Below are 13,774 nucleotides of genomic sequence, written 5' to 3' on the forward strand. Positions count from 1 at the left end.
CGGCAGCGCTCCCCCTGGCGACGCAAACCTCTTGATCGACAGGGTGGGCGGGGCGCGGCGGGGGAAGGAACAGGGGCATGTTCGGGATCGGGAAGAGACGGGACCGGGAACTGTCGTCGGCGCTCGACGAGTTGCGGCAGGCCGACACGGTGGCGTTCGGCGGGGTGGGGATCGCCGGGACGGTGCTGCCGGTGACCGAGGCGTACCGGCGGGTGGAGGCGGCACTCGCCGAGGACCCCGAGGGCGTACGCGGGGAACTCGACCGGCTGCTCGACGAGGCCACGCCGGCGGGGCGCGTCTACGCCGCCACGCTGATCGAGGGCGTCGACCCGGCGGCCGGGCGGGCCGCCTGGACGGCGCTGGGCGGCGACCCGGCCGAGTTCGGCACCTTCACGGGCTGCGTCATGGGCCGTACCACCCTGCGCGACTACACCGCCGAGCACCTCTCCCGAGGCTGACCCCCGGCGTCCGGGGACAGCCCCGAGGCCGGGTCGCCGCCCGGGGACAGTTCCGGGGCCGACCCCGCCGCTCGGGAACAGCATGCCCGGAACGGGCCCGAAGAGTCGCCCGGGGGCGGTACGTGGGGTGACCGTTCCCTCACTCAGGCGACAGCATGTTTCCCCAGGTGCGCGGGGTTGTTACCGTCTCCGCCGACATACCTGGGGAGGTGGTCGGGATGAGCGGGACGATCGCATACGTGCTGGCGGCGATGGGCTGTCTGGTCGGAGTGGCGGGTCTGGTCGTGGCCGCGGTGGCCTGGAACCGGTCGCGGTCCCGCCCGCAGCAGCGGGCCAAGGGACCGGGCGACCCGCTGCGGGACCGGGACGCCGACGCGTTGCGCGGCGACCCGCGCCGCCTGAAGCCCGGGGACATCGTCGAGATCCGGGGCACCTCGTACGCGGTGCGCGGCTCGATCCGACTGGTCGAGGGTGGCTGGAGCTGGGCCGAGCACCTGCTCGACGACGCCGCCGGGGTGCGGCGCTGGCTCTCCGTGGAGGAGGACCCGGAGCTGGAGCTGGTGCTCTGGGGGGCCGAGCAGGGCGCCACCGTCACGCCCGGCGCCCCGACCATCGACTTCGCCGGCCGCCGCTACAACTGGAACGAGTCCGGCCAGGCGCGCTTCACCGCCGTCGGCAACACCGGCCTCGACCCGACCGGCACGATGCGGTACCACGACTACCAGGCGCCCGGCGGGGCCCGGCTCTCCTTCGAGGCGTACGGCGAGGCGGGCTGGGAGGTGGCGCTCGGTGAGCTGCTGCACCGCGGCGACGTGATGATCTACCCGCAGTCCGAGGTCGGCTGATGCTCGTCACCCTCGACGCCCCGTACGTCGACACCAGCGCGGCCGACCTCAGCCTGGCGCTGGACGACGTCGAGCGGCCCGCGCTGCACGTGCTCGAGCTCGACCTGCCGGGCGGCGTCCGGCTGCGGCTGCGGCTGCTCGGCGCCTCGCACCAGGTGGTCCTGCACGCGCCCGGCGCCACGCTGACCGAGACGGTGGCCTGCCTGCCCGGCCGTCCGCCCGAGCTGCCCACGGCGGTGCGGGACGAGGCGAGCGGCTACCACTTCACGGCGACCGTGCTGCGGCCCGCCGGCGCGGGGCTGAGCGAGCAGGTGGCCGCCCTCCGCGCCGACCTGGCCGACGACCCGTACGCGCTGGTGGGCGTGTTCCCCGGCGACGCCGACGCGGTGACCGCGCTGGCGGTCCGTCCCGACCCGCCGGCCGGCACCCTCGCCTGGCGCACCTGGCACGCGTACCCCCAGACCAACGAACTGGTCCTGACCGAGACGGTGGTGGCACTGCGATGACGTACCGACGCTGGTTCGTGGTGGGGGCGGCGTTCGCCGTCATCGGCGCCCTGGTGGCCGCCTTCGCGGTCTTCTACGGCAGCTTCTCGCCGCGCGGTTACGTGGAGGACAAGTACAGGCGGGCGGCGAGCCACGACATCGGCCGCAACGCCGTCGCCTACACCTCGCCCCGCTCGCCGAGTCAGGTGGCGAAGGAGGTCACCGACGCGTGGCAGCCGGCCGACCAGTACGTCGACGGCAGCGGCGTCTACCTGCGTTACGACGACGACTCGGTGGTGATCCTGCCGATCGCCGCCGGCTCGGTGATCCTGCTGGAGCGCATGAGCACCGCCTATCCCCGCTACCACTCCACGGTCGGCTCCCACTGGGGCTGGGGCCGTGGCAGCACCGTCCGGGGCGGCGGCCCCGGCAGCGGCAAGTGACGCACCGACCCCCCTCACCCTGGAGCCTCCTGTGCAGACCCTCGTCACCGATCTGCTGGTCACCCTCGCCTACGGGGTGGTCGGCGTCCTGCTGATGGGCATCGGCTACGTCCTGGTGGACCTCGCCACCCCGGGCCGGCTCAACCAGCTGATCTGGACCGAGCGCAACCGCAACGCCGCGCTGCTGCTCGCCTCCAACCTGGCCGGCGTCGGCATCATCGTGGTCGCCGCGATCGCCGCCAGCGACGACGACTTCGTGCTCGGCATCGTCGGCGCGTCCGCGTACGGGATCCTCGGTCTGGTGATCATGGCGGCGGCGTTCGTGCTGCTCGACGTGGCCACGCCGGGCAAGCTCGGCGAGATCCTGGTCGACCCGCAGCCGCACCCGGCCGTCTGGGTCTCCGCCGTCGTGCACCTCGCCACCGGCGCGATCATCGCCGCCGCCATCAGTTGATGGCGAGGGCGAAGAAGCCCGGCGGGCAGCGGGCGGCGGGCGCGGACGCGACCAAGGGCACCTGGATCGGCTGGGTGGTCATCGGTGCGTTCGTCCTGTGCTGTGTGGGCATCGGCGTGGTCAACCGCAGCGGCGGCGGGAACGACGTGCTGCCGCCGACGTCGCAGGAGCGCGGCGACACCGTGCCGATCCTCCAACGCTCCAGCGCCAGCCAGGGCGTCTGCTACGGCTGGGTGCTCAAGGACTACTACGCCTATCGCGACCTCAGCGTCGGATCGAACCTCGGCGACGGGGTGGCGGTCGAGGAGAACGCGGCCTGCCCGCGCTGGGTGCAGGTGGTCGCCCGCGTCGCCTACACCCCGGAGAGCAGCGAGAGCAACGACTTCGCCCGCATCACGGTGGAGACGTCCAGCGACGTGCCCGCCAGCGTCCGCCTGCGGATGCAGAACGGGCTGGAACGACTGGGACTGGACGAGGACGCCTTCGTCGACGAGCCCGGCTGGGCCGTCACCCGGGCGGCCGTCTCGCTGCCGCTGCTCGCCGCCGAGGCGGGGGTGGTGGAGCCGGCTCCGACCCCGGCGGCGGCGACGGCAGAGGCGGCACCGCTGCCGGACGCCGGTAGCGACCTCTGGCGTGACCGCTGGGGCTACCTGCTCGCCGCGACCGGCCTGCTGCTGTTCACCGCGCTGCTGTTCGCCGCCGGCTTCTGGCAGCGCAGCCGTCAGCGCCGCAAGGAGGCCGAAGGGCGGGGGGCCGTGGGGACGAAGGACTTCCGGACCCACCGCCGGGCCGCCGGGCGTACGCCGGAGGGCCGGTGACCGTCGAGGCGCCGGCACCCGCGCGGTGGCGGCTGTCCCGCGCCGCGGTGCTCTTCGCGGTCTTCGTCTGCGCCGCCTGCGGCCTGGTCTACGAGCTGGCCCTGGTCGCCCTGGGCAGCTACCTGATCGGGGACACGGTCGGGCAGACCTCGATCGTGCTCGGCGTGATGGTGTTCGCGATGGGCGTCGGCGCGCTCGCCGCCAAGCCGTTGCAGCCCCGCTCCGCCGTCGCGTTCGCCGCGATCGAGCTGGCCCTGGCGCTGCTCGGGGGCCTCTGCGTGCTCGGGCTCTACGCGGCCTTCGCGTGGCTGGACCTCTACGGCCCGGCGCTGGTCGCCACCGCCTTCGTGCTGGGCCTGCTGATCGGCGCGGAGATCCCGCTGCTGATGGTGCTGCTGCAACGCATCCGCGAGCAGGCCGCCGGCAGCGCGGTGGCGGACCTGTTCGCCGCCGACTACGTCGGCGCGCTGCTCGGCGGACTGGCCTTCCCGTTCCTGCTGCTGCCGGTCTTCGGCCTGCTCAAGGGGGCGCTGGTGGTCGGCGCGGTGAACGCCGTCGCCGGGCTCGCGCTGGTCGGCACGGTGTTCCGGCGCGAGCTGAGCCGCCGGGCGCGCGTCGCGCTCGGCGCCGGCAGCGTCGTGGTCTTCCTCAGCCTCGGGTACGCGTGGGTGACCGCGCACGACTTCGAGCTGACCGCCCGCCAGCAGCTCTACCGGGACCCGGTGGTGCACGCGGAGCGCAGCCGGTACCAGGAGATCGTGCTCACCCGCTCGGTCGCCGAGACCAGCCACGCCGGCACCGACCTGCGGCTCTTCCTCAACGGCGACCTCCAGTTCAGCTCGGTCGACGAGTACCGCTACCACGAGGCGCTGGTGCACCCGGTGCTCAACGGCCCGCGCGGCGAGGTGCTGGTGCTCGGCGCCGGGGACGGCCTCGCCGTACGCGAGCTGCTGCGCTACCCGGACGTCCGGCGGATCACCGTGGTGGACCTCGACCCGGCGGTGGTGGCGCTGGCCCGCAGCGAGCCGCAGCTGCGCCGGCTCAACGGCGGGGCGCTCGACGATCCCCGGGTCCGGGTGGTGCACGCCGACGCGTTCGCCTGGCTGCGTACCGCCCCCGACCGGTTCGACGCGGTGGTGGCCGACCTGCCCGACCCGGACGAGACGGCCACCGCCAAGCTCTACACGGTCGAGTTCTACGCGCTGGTACGGGCGGTGCTCGCCGAGGGTGGCCGGCTGGTCGTGCAGTCCGGCTCGCCGTACTTCGCGCCCCGGTCGTACTGGTCGATCGAGGCGTCGCTGCGCGAGGCGGGCTTCGCCACCACGCCGTACCACGTCGACGTGCCGTCCTTCGGCGACTGGGGTTTCCTGCTCGCGGCGCCCGGTCCGGCCGCGCCCGCCCTGGCCCTGCCGCCGGACGCGCCCGCGCTGCGCTTCCTCGACGCGGCGACCCTCTCCGCCGCCGCCAACTTCCCGGCCGACCGCCGCCGGGTCGACGTGCCCGCCTCCACCCTGCTCCAGCCCCGGGTGCTCGAGTACGCCCGTGCGGAGTGGCGCGGCTACTGAGGCGTGCCCGGGGCCGCGATCGTCGCCGTCTCGGCGGGTCAATGTCCGTCTGACGTGCCGGAGTGGCCCGACCTGGATACGGTGTGACCGCGATCTAGGGAAGGAGAATCATGGTCGATTCCCACAACACGCCGGCCCGCACCCGGCCGGGTGTGGTGACCATATCCACGTATCTGCTGTGGCTGTTCGCGCTCACCCAGCTGATCGGCCTCATCATCACGCTCGCCACCGTCGGCACCATCTCGGAGGTGCTCGACGAGGCGTACCGGGGCACCGACGCCAACGGCACACAGAACCTGGCCGACATCACCACGATGATCACCATCGGTGGTGCCGTCTTCGTGCTCCTGCTCGCGGTCGTGCTGGCCGTGCTCGGGGTGTTCAACAACAAGGGCAGCAACGGATCGCGGATCACCACCTGGGTGCTCGGCGGCATCATGGTCTGCTGCACGGGCGGTGGCCTGGTCAGCGGCCTTGGCGGCGGCATCGGCACCGGTCAGACGACCGGCGACGCGCCGAGCGCGGAGGAGATCCAGCGTCGCCTCGACGAGGCGCTGCCCGGCTGGTTCAACCCGGTCACCACCCTCCTGGGCGTGCTCGGGCTGCTCGCGCTGCTCGCCGCGCTGATCCTGCTGGCGCTGCCGAAGGCCAACGAGTTCTTCCGCAAGCCGAAGCAGGGCTGGGAGCCCCCGACCCCGGGTGCGGCCTACCCGCAGTCCGGTCAGCCCGGCTACCCGCAGACGGGCCAGCCCGGTTACCCGCCCACGCCGGGGTACCCGTCGACGCCGGGCCAGTCGTCGGCCCCCGACCAGCCGGGCTATCCGCCGGCCCCGGGGCAGCCGCAGGGCTCCGACCAGCCGGGCTACCCGCCGCCGTCCGCTCCGTACGGCGGGGACCAGCCGGGGTCGAACCCGGGTGGCGACCAGCCGGGACCGGACCGTCCCGGCCCGACCCCGCCGCCGGTGAGTTGACCGGTCGATAACAGCGACGCCGACGGTCCCTCCGAGTAGGTTGCAACCCGACGCCTACCGGAGGGACCCGTCGTGTCGTACCCCGATCGGGCGCCGGCCCGCCGCCCGGCCGTCGTCACGGCGGCAGTGGCGCTGCTGGCGCTGATGGCGGTCGTCGCCCTCGCGTACGCCGCCACAGGTGTGGCGACGCGCGGCGGCACCGTCGACCGGTTCCGCGCCGCCGCGGCGGACACCTCGGCGAGCCCGGACCAGATCGACCGGACGGTCACCCTGCTGGGCGCGTCCACCGTGCTGACGGCGGTGGTGAGCCTGCTCGCGGGGCTGCTCGTCGCCGGCCTCGCCCTCGGCCTGCGGGCCGGCCGGGACGGCGCCCGCACGGCGACCTGGGTGATCTCGGCGCTGGGACTGGTCGCCGGGTGCTGCGGGCTCGCGTTGCTGGTCGGCCAGCGCGCCACCCCGCTCGCCTCGGGCGAGGACGACCGGGCGACGGCGGAACTCCTCGGCCTTCTCGCCGACGCCTACCCGTCCTGGTGGATTCCGCTGGGCGCGGGGCTTTCCGTCGGCCAGGTGCTCGGTTACCTTGTGGTAGCCGTGCTGCTGGCACTGCCGGCGGCGAGCGCCTGGTTCCGCCGGCGGCCCGCGCCGTACGCCCCGCACCGCCCTCCGGCGTCGTCCGCGCCGCCGCCCGACCAGCCCGCGCACCAGCCGCCCGGGGCGCCGCCCGCGCCCCCGTACCCGCCGAGGTGAGGACCGCCCGTGACGCTCGACGAGTCGGCCAGCGAGCGGCGGGCCCTGATCACCGGAGCGACCGCGGGCATCGGCGCCGCCTTCGCCCGCCGGCTCGCCGCCGACGGCTGGCACCTGGTGCTGGTGGCTCGGGACGCGGCCCGGCTGGCCGCGACGGCCGACGAGCTGACCGGACGACACGGCCGGGAGGTCGAGACGCTCCCCGCCGACCTGTCCACGGACGACGGTTGCGCGGCGGTGGAGCGGCGGCTGGCCGACGGGTCGCCGGTCGAGTTGCTGGTGAACAACGCCGGGATCAGCCTCAACACGCCGTTCCTGCGCTCGTCCGTCGAGGACGAGGCGCGGCTGCTGCGCCTCAACGTGCACGCCGTGATGCGGTTGACCCTCGCGGCCCTGCGCCCGATGACCGAGCGGCGCTCCGGGGCAGTGATAAATGTCTCTTCGGTGGCGGCCTTCGGCGCGGTCATGCCGGGTTCGACATACTCCGCCAGCAAGGCGTGGGTCACCAACTTCAGCGAGTCCGTCGGCCAGTCCGCCCGGCCCTTCGGCGTACGCGTGATGGCGCTCTGCCCCGGCTACACGCGTACGGAGTTCCACGAGCGCGCCGGCATCAACATGTCGAAGACGCCGGAGTGGATGTGGCTGCGGGCCGACGACGTGGTCGACGAGAGCCTGCGTGACCTGCGGAAAGGCAAGCTGGTCAGCGTTCCGGCGTGGAAGTACAAGCTCGCCGTGGCAGGCCTGCGGCACGCGCCCCGGCGGTTGCTCGAGGTGGTGTCCCGGGACACCCGGGGCCGGATCGGCCGCGACGGCGGCTGAGCGCCCGATCGGTGCCGGCTCACCACGTCGACCCGCATCGATCGTCCGATATGTCCGGCTGAACGGTCGCTCAGCGTAGCCGGGCATCGCCACCCGCCGCTCCTTCCCGGGGCTGATCCGGCGGACCCCACACACGACTCCCAGAGTTGAGCAGTACCCTCTATCGGCATGGGGGACCACGACGACCTGCGTAAATTCATCACTGACCTGGCGGTGGTCCACGGCCGGGTGGTGCTCTCCTCGGGCCGCGAAGCCGACTGGTACGTCGATCTACGTCGCGTCACGCTCCATCACGAGGCCGCTCCGTTGGTGGGACGCGTGATGCGTGACCTGACGGCCGACTGGGCATACGAAGCGGTGGGCGGGTTGACCCTGGGCGCGGACCCGGTGGCGATGTCGATGTTGCACGCCGCGTCGGGGGCCGGTCGACCGCTGGACGCGTTCGTGGTTCGCAAGACGGGCAAGGCGCATGGTCTCCAGCGCCGGATCGAAGGGCCGGACGTGGCCGGCCGGCGGGTGTTGGCGGTGGAGGACACCTCCACGACCGGGGGAAGTGTGTTGACGGCGATCGAGGCCCTTCGCGAGGTCGGGGCTGAGATCGTGGGCGTGGCGGTTATTGTTGATCGAGGCGCCGGCGACGCGGTGCGAGCCGCCGGACTGCCGTATCGGGCGGCCTATACGTTGGCTGACCTCGGCCTTGTGGCGTAAAAGTCTGCCGATTCGGATCCGCCGATATGCAGGCGGATCGATGCTGCTGGTGGAAGGATGGAATTCGTGGGAACTGCGTTGGCTGAAATGACTATGCCTCAGATCTCGCCGCTTGCCGGCGAGCCGATCGAACGTGCCGATGCCGAGCGTCTCGCGGGGGTCCTCAAGGCCCTCGCCGATCCCGCTCGCCTTCGGCTGCTCAGCCTGATCCAGTCGGCTCCCGAGGGCGAGGCGTGCGTGTGCGACCTGACCGCGCCCCTCGGCCTCTCGCAGCCGACGGTCAGTCACCACCTGCGTATCCTCACCGAGGCCGGCTTGCTGGAGCGGGAGAAGCGCGGTGTCTGGGCGTACTACCGGCTGGTGCCGACGGCGATCGCCACGATCGCCGATCTGCTGACCCCGCCGCGCAAGCGCGCCACCAAGAAGGCGCGCTGACCTTCACCGATCGTCCGGTGCCATCCCCCTCCGGGGACGGCGCCGGACGGCCGGCCGGTCAGTGCTTGCCGTAGTGCTCGCGGGTCTCCCGGATCGCCTCCTCGGCGGCGGCCCGCTCCTGCGGGGTGGTGCCACGCCTGGCGGCCATCCACGCCCGGAGCAGTTCGACGGCGATCGGAATCACCGAGATCAGCACGATGCCGATCAGGATCATTTCGATGTTCGCCTTGACGAACGGGATCTGGCCCAGGAAGTAGCCGAGCACGGTCACGCCCGTGCCCCAGAGCACGCCGCCGATCACGTTGTAGATGACGAACGTGCGGTAGTTCATCCGGCTGACCCCGGCCACGATCGGCGTGAACGTCCGCACGATCGGCACGAAGCGGGCCAGCACGATGGAACGCGCGCCGTACTTCTCGAAGAACTCGTGCGCCTTCAGCACGTTCTCCTGCTTGAACAGCCTCGAGTTGGGACGGCGGAACAGGGCCGGGCCGACCTTGCGACCGAACGCGTACCCGACCTGGTCGCCGGCGATCGCCGCGATGGTGATGAGCAGGCAGACCAGCCACAACGGGTAGGTGATGTACTTCCCGTCGGCGGTGAGCAGCCCCGCCGTGAACAGCAGCGAGTCGCCCGGCAGGAAGAACCCGATCAGCAGGCCGGACTCGGCGAAGACGATCACCAGGATGCCGATCAGCCCGAACGTCGAGATCAACACCTCTGGATCGAGCCAGCTCGGCCCCAGGGCCAGGGTGGTGGTGGGCGTCGGCACGAGATGACCTCCGATGTATGCCGGTCGGTGGCGGAACGTCCGTAGTCTAGGTGTCCGCCCGCCAGGCCGGTGCTCGACGTCACAGCGCGCGAGGCGGAGCCACCCCGGCCGACCGGCGTCCCGCCGCCGACCGGTGTCACAGCCGGGGGTCCACCGGCTCGGACTCGCAGGCCAGGATCGCGAAGACCAGCTCGTGCCGGCGCCACAGCGGAGCACCGGCGACCAGCGCGTCCAGCGCCGCCAGCCCCAGCCCGTGCTCACGCAGCGCCATCCCCCGCTTGCGCCCCAGCGACCGGCGGCGCAGCGCGGCGAGCTGCTCCGGCTCGTCGTACCCCGGACCGTAGATGATCCGCAGGTACTCGCGGCCCCGGCACTTGATGCCCGGCTGGAGCAGCGAACCCCGTTCGGTGCGGGCGGCCGGTCCGGCGTACGGCTTCACCACCATGCCCTCGCCGCCGGCCGCCGTCAGCGCCAGCCACCACTCGGTGGCCGCCGCCTCGGCGGCCGGGTCGGCCAGGTCGACGACCTGGCGACGGGTCGGCGTGAAGAACTCCGGGTCGGCGGCGCAGAGCCGGTCGGCCAGCGCGAGGTGCCAGCCGTGGTCCCGGTCGGCGTAGCTGGCCTTCGCGCCGGCCAGCACCGCGAACGGGGCCAGGGTCACCCCGCGCAGCCCGTCGGTCGGTCCCACGTACGCCCGGTAGGCCTCCGAGTAGGCCAGGATCTCGTCGCGGCGGCGGGCCATCCGGTCACGCAGCCCGTCGACGGGCAGGCCCCGGCCGGCCGCCGCCTCCAGCGCCTCCAACGCCGCCGGCAGCGCGGCCCGGCCGGCGGCGCCGACCCCGGCGTACTGCTCGCGGATCAGGCCACCCGCCTTCGCCGACCAGGGCAGCAGCTCGCAGTCGAGCAGCAGCCAGTCGGTCCCCAGCTCGTCGAAGAGCCCCGCCCCGCCGACCGCCGCGCGCACCCGGTCGAGCAGTTCCGCGTCGAGCGGCGCACCGAAGAACGGGCGGCCGGTGCGGGTGTGCACCACCCCGCCACCCGGCCCGAACGGCCCGCCGTCGGCCTCCCGGCAGACGAGCACCACCGCCCGCGAGCCCATGTGCTTCTCCTCGCAGACCACCCGGTCCACGCCCGCCGCGCGGTAGTCGGCGAACGCCTGCGCCGGGTGCTCCAGGAAGCCGCCCGCCGTCGCCGTCGAGCAGGGCGCCATCGTCGGCGGGAGCCAGGCCAGCCAGCGCGGGTCGACCGCGAAGCGGCTCATCACCTCCAGCGCGGCGGCGGCGTTCTCCGCCGGCACGGTCAACGACCCGTACGCGTGCTCGATGTGCCGCCGGCCGGTCACGTCGGTCAGCTCCAGCACCTGGTCCGGCCGGGCGGGGGCGGCGGCCAGCGGCCGGACCGGGGCGTACCACTCCCGCTCCGCCGGCACCGAGACCAGCTCCTTCTCCGGGTAGCGCAGCGCGGTGAGCCGGCCGCCGAAGACGCAGCCGGTGTCGACGCAGATCGTGTTGTTCACCCACTCCGGCACGGCGGCCGGCGTGTGCCCGTAGACCACCATCGCCGAGCCCCGGTATTCACGCGCCCACGGGTAGCGCACCGGCAGCCCGTACTCGTCGGTCTCGCCGGTGGTCTCGCCGTAGAGCGCGAACGAGCGCACCCGGCCGGACGCCCGGCCCTGGTAGGCCTCCTTCAGCCCGGCGTGCGCGACCACCAGCCGGCCGCCGTCCAGCACGAAGTGGCTGGTCAGGCCGTCGATGAAGTCCGCCACCTCGGCCACGAAGACGTCCGGCTCCGCCGCCAGCTGCTCCATGGTCTCGGCCAGCCCGTGGGTGAGCCGCACCTCGCGGCCGCGCAGCCGGCGCAGCAGCTTCTGCTCGTGGTTGCCGGGCACGCAGATCGCGTGCCCGGCGGCGACCATGCCCATCACCAGGCGGAGCACGCCGGGGGAGTCCGGGCCGCGGTCCACCAGGTCACCGACGAAGACGGCGGTACGCCCCGACGGGTGCGTCGCGTCCACCGGCCGGCCCCGCTCGTCGCGGCGCAGCTCCCAGCCCAGCCGGACGAGCAGCGCCTCCAGCTCGGCGCGGCAGCCGTGCACGTCGCCGACGATGTCGAACGGCCCGGTCAGCTCCCGGCGGTCGTTGAACAGCTTCTCGTAGCGGATCTCGGCGGCCTCGATCTCCTCGACGCCGCGCAGCACGTGCACCTTGCGGAAGCCCTCCCGGGCCAGCAGCCCGTACGAGCGGCGCAGGTCGCGCTGCATCCGGGCCAGCACCTGCCGGCCGAAGGTGCGGTCGGCGCGGCCCTCGGTGCGTTCCCAGGCCAGCGCCTCCGGCACGTCCAGCACCACGGCCACCGGCAGCACGTCGTGCTCGCGGGCCACCCGCACCAGGGCGGCCCGGGCGTGCGGCTGGAGGTTGGTGGCGTCGACGACGGTGAGCCGGCCCCGGCGCAGCCGGGTGGCGGCGACGTGGTGCAGCGCCTCGAACGCGTCGGCGGAGGCGGACTGGTCGTTCTCGTCGTCGGCGACCATCGCCCGGAACGCGTCCGAGGAGAGCACCTGGCTGGGCGCGAAGTGCCGGCGCGCGAAGGTGGACTTGCCGGAGCCGGAGACGCCGACGAGTGCCACCAGGGCCAGCTCGGGGATGTCGAGGGTGGTCACGGGTTCTCCTTCCGGGTCAGCACGACGAGCTGGGTGGGGGCGCCGAACTCGGGATCGTCGTCGCCGACCCCGCCGATCGCGGCGGCGTAGCCGTACGTGGCGCACACCCGCTCGACCCAGGCGGCGAACTCCGCGCGGGTCCACTCGAAGCGGTGGTCGGCGTGCCGGAACCGCCCGGCGGGCAGCCCCTCGTAGCGGACGTTGTACTCGGCGTTCGGCGTGGTCACCACGACCGTGGCGGGCCGGGCGTGACCGAGCACGGCGTCCTCCAGCGCCGGCAGGCGGGGTGGGTCGACGTGCTCGATCACCTCCATCAGCACCGCCGCGTCGTAGCCGCACAGCCGGTCGTCGCGGTAGGTCAGCGCCGACTGCCAGAGCCGGATCCGGCCCCGCTGCCGCTCGGGCAGCCGGTCCAGCCGCAGCCGCCGGGCGGCCAGGGTCAGCGCGTGCGTGGACACGTCGGTGCCGACGATCTCGGTGAACCGGCGGTCGCCGACCAGCGCGGCGAGCAGGGCGCCGCCGCCGCAGCCGAGGTCCAGCACCCGGCCCGCACCCGCCTCGACCAGCGCGCCGAGCACCGCCTCCCGCCGCCGCGCGGCCAGCGAGGCCCGGCGGGCCGTGGTCGGCCCGCCGTCCGCGGTCACCCCGTCCGTGGTCGTGCCGTCCCCGGTCGCCTCGTCGGCGGTCGTGCCGTCGGCGGCCGGCTCGTCGGTCGGGCGTCGCTCGGACAGGCGGGCCAGGGCCAGCCCGGCCAGCGCCCGCCGGTGCGCCAGGTAGCGGCGGGTGATCAGGTCGCGCTCCGGGTGCGCGGCCAGCCAGCCCTCGCCGGCGCGGAGCAGCTTGTCGACCTCGTCCGGGGCGACCCAGTAGTGCTTGGCGTCGTCGAGCACCGGCAGCAGGACGTAGAGGTGGTTGAGCGCGTCGGCGACGCGCAGCGTACCGGTCAGCGTCAGGTCGACGTACCGGCTGTCGCCCCACTGCGGGTGCCGCTCGTCGAGCGGGATCGGGGCGGCGGTGACCGCCCAGCCGAGCGGGCCGAACATCCGGACCGCCACGTCCGCGCCGCCCCGGCAGCGCAGCACCGGCACCCGCACCTGAAGCGGGATCGGCGTACGGGCCAGCTCGGGGCGCTCGCGGGACTCGCCCCGCAGGGCCGAGCGGTACACCTTGGACAGCGCGGAGGAGAGCAGGCTGGACGCCGCGTAGGGCCGGTCGTTGACGTACCGCCCGAGGGTGAAGCTGTCGGGGGTCGGAGCCTGCTGCCGGTCGCGGCCTCTGCCCCGCGCGCCCGCCAGCCGCAGCGGGTCGACGTCGAGCAGCAGGGCGGCGGTGCAACGCTGCTCGTCCGCCTCCGGATAGAACACGTGCGCGGTGCCGACCGGCACGTCGAAGGAGTGTGCGCGGTCGGGGTGCTTGACCAGCAGGTGCCCGAGGTCGGTGGCCGGCCGGTGCGTGGTGGTCAGGGTGAGCAGCACGCGCCCATGGTCTCAGCCTCGTCGATCTTGCGTCGTCCCGTTTTCCGGGGTGCTGCGGTGGGGCTCCCCCGGAAACCCGTGGTGGTCCGGGTCCGTCCGGTCGGCCCGGCCCGGGTG

Annotated in this window: 15 protein-coding genes; 12 read left to right on the forward strand and 3 right to left on the reverse strand. The window is 73.7% G+C overall.

The genetic code is table 11. The annotated features are described in order from the left end of the window. Positions 1-77: 77 nt before the first annotated feature. The 12 genes from V6U77_RS02835 to V6U77_RS02890 all read left to right on the forward strand — a co-directional run bounded on the left by V6U77_RS02835 (position 78) and on the right by V6U77_RS02890 (position 8,748). Positions 78-458 (forward strand): hypothetical protein, encoded by a 381-nt coding sequence (locus tag V6U77_RS02835; protein ID WP_334604539.1) that lies wholly within the window; start codon positions 78-80, stop codon positions 456-458. A gap of 218 nt (positions 459-676) precedes the next feature. Beyond that, positions 677-1,303, forward strand: a complete 627-nt coding sequence (locus V6U77_RS02840; RefSeq protein ID WP_334604540.1) for a DUF4178 domain-containing protein — start codon at positions 677-679, stop codon at positions 1,301-1,303. Continuing rightward, entirely contained in the window at positions 1,303-1,809 is a 507-nt protein-coding gene (locus V6U77_RS02845; RefSeq protein WP_334604542.1) for a DUF2617 family protein, read from the forward strand. Before V6U77_RS02840 ends, V6U77_RS02845 begins: the two co-directional genes overlap by 1 nt. Next, positions 1,806-2,231 (forward strand): DUF4247 domain-containing protein, encoded by a 426-nt coding sequence (locus V6U77_RS02850; RefSeq protein WP_334604544.1) that lies wholly within the window; start codon positions 1,806-1,808, stop codon positions 2,229-2,231. Before V6U77_RS02845 ends, V6U77_RS02850 begins: the two co-directional genes overlap by 4 nt. Positions 2,232-2,262: 31 nt before the next feature. Continuing rightward, on the forward strand, positions 2,263-2,685 hold the full coding sequence (locus V6U77_RS02855; RefSeq protein WP_334604545.1) for a DUF350 domain-containing protein: 423 nt from the start codon (positions 2,263-2,265) through the stop codon (positions 2,683-2,685). After that, the gene (locus tag V6U77_RS02860; RefSeq protein ID WP_334604547.1) at positions 2,685-3,503 is read left to right on the forward strand and encodes a hypothetical protein; all 819 of its coding nucleotides are present in this window, start codon (positions 2,685-2,687) and stop codon (positions 3,501-3,503) included. Before V6U77_RS02855 ends, V6U77_RS02860 begins: the two co-directional genes overlap by 1 nt. Beyond that, positions 3,500-5,068 (forward strand): polyamine aminopropyltransferase, encoded by a 1,569-nt coding sequence (locus V6U77_RS02865; RefSeq protein WP_334604550.1) that lies wholly within the window; start codon positions 3,500-3,502, stop codon positions 5,066-5,068. Before V6U77_RS02860 ends, V6U77_RS02865 begins: the two co-directional genes overlap by 4 nt. A gap of 110 nt (positions 5,069-5,178) precedes the next feature. Further along, positions 5,179-6,039, forward strand: a complete 861-nt coding sequence (locus tag V6U77_RS02870) for a hypothetical protein (RefSeq protein ID WP_089002662.1) — start codon at positions 5,179-5,181, stop codon at positions 6,037-6,039. Positions 6,040-6,111: 72 nt separating this feature from the next. Then, entirely contained in the window at positions 6,112-6,786 is a 675-nt protein-coding gene (locus V6U77_RS02875) for a hypothetical protein (protein WP_334604551.1), read from the forward strand. Positions 6,787-6,795: 9 nt separating this feature from the next. After that, positions 6,796-7,605 carry an SDR family NAD(P)-dependent oxidoreductase gene (locus V6U77_RS02880; protein ID WP_334604552.1) on the forward strand — a complete coding sequence of 270 codons (810 nt, stop codon included), beginning with the start codon at positions 6,796-6,798 and terminating at the stop codon, positions 7,603-7,605. 168 nt (positions 7,606-7,773) lie between these two features. After that, the gene (locus tag V6U77_RS02885; RefSeq protein WP_334604553.1) at positions 7,774-8,313 is read left to right on the forward strand and encodes an orotate phosphoribosyltransferase; all 540 of its coding nucleotides are present in this window, start codon (positions 7,774-7,776) and stop codon (positions 8,311-8,313) included. A gap of 57 nt (positions 8,314-8,370) precedes the next feature. Next, the gene (locus tag V6U77_RS02890; protein WP_089002658.1) at positions 8,371-8,748 is read left to right on the forward strand and encodes an ArsR/SmtB family transcription factor; all 378 of its coding nucleotides are present in this window, start codon (positions 8,371-8,373) and stop codon (positions 8,746-8,748) included. A 58-nt stretch (positions 8,749-8,806) separates the two neighbouring features. Here the strand turns inward: V6U77_RS02890 and V6U77_RS02895 are convergent, their stop codons facing one another. The 3 genes from V6U77_RS02895 to V6U77_RS02905 all read right to left on the reverse strand — a co-directional run bounded on the left by V6U77_RS02895 (position 8,807) and on the right by V6U77_RS02905 (position 13,657). Beyond that, positions 8,807-9,520, reverse strand: a complete 714-nt coding sequence (locus V6U77_RS02895; protein WP_334604555.1) for a DedA family protein — start codon at positions 9,518-9,520, stop codon at positions 8,807-8,809. Between the two features lie 136 nt (positions 9,521-9,656). After that, positions 9,657-12,182, reverse strand: coding sequence for a polynucleotide kinase-phosphatase (locus V6U77_RS02900; protein ID WP_334604557.1), 2,526 nt, complete (start codon positions 12,180-12,182; stop codon positions 9,657-9,659). Then, positions 12,179-13,657, reverse strand: a complete 1,479-nt coding sequence (locus V6U77_RS02905) for a 3' terminal RNA ribose 2'-O-methyltransferase Hen1 (protein ID WP_334604558.1) — start codon at positions 13,655-13,657, stop codon at positions 12,179-12,181. Before V6U77_RS02905 ends, V6U77_RS02900 begins: the two co-directional genes overlap by 4 nt. Between the last annotated feature and the right edge of the window lie 117 nt (positions 13,658-13,774).

Source organism: Micromonospora sp. CPCC 205546 (assembly GCF_036902715.1).
Classification (GTDB): Bacteria; Actinomycetota; Actinomycetes; order Mycobacteriales; family Micromonosporaceae; genus Micromonospora.

Excerpts from the sequence above, each read along its gene's own strand:
- V6U77_RS02835 (WP_334604539.1), top strand. The coding sequence starts at position 78 with ATGTTCGGGATCGGGAAGAGACGGGACCGGGAACTGTCGTCGGCGCTC.
- V6U77_RS02850 (WP_334604544.1), top strand. The coding sequence starts at position 1,806 with ATGACGTACCGACGCTGGTTCGTGGTGGGGGCGGCGTTCGCCGTCATC.
- V6U77_RS02885 (WP_334604553.1), top strand. The coding sequence starts at position 7,774 with ATGGGGGACCACGACGACCTGCGTAAATTCATCACTGACCTGGCGGTG.
- V6U77_RS02870 (WP_089002662.1), top strand. The coding sequence starts at position 5,179 with ATGGTCGATTCCCACAACACGCCGGCCCGCACCCGGCCGGGTGTGGTG.
- V6U77_RS02890 (WP_089002658.1), top strand. The coding sequence starts at position 8,371 with ATGGAATTCGTGGGAACTGCGTTGGCTGAAATGACTATGCCTCAGATC.
- V6U77_RS02840 (WP_334604540.1), top strand. The coding sequence starts at position 677 with ATGAGCGGGACGATCGCATACGTGCTGGCGGCGATGGGCTGTCTGGTC.
- V6U77_RS02845 (WP_334604542.1), top strand. The coding sequence starts at position 1,303 with ATGCTCGTCACCCTCGACGCCCCGTACGTCGACACCAGCGCGGCCGAC.
- V6U77_RS02860 (WP_334604547.1), top strand. The coding sequence starts at position 2,685 with ATGGCGAGGGCGAAGAAGCCCGGCGGGCAGCGGGCGGCGGGCGCGGAC.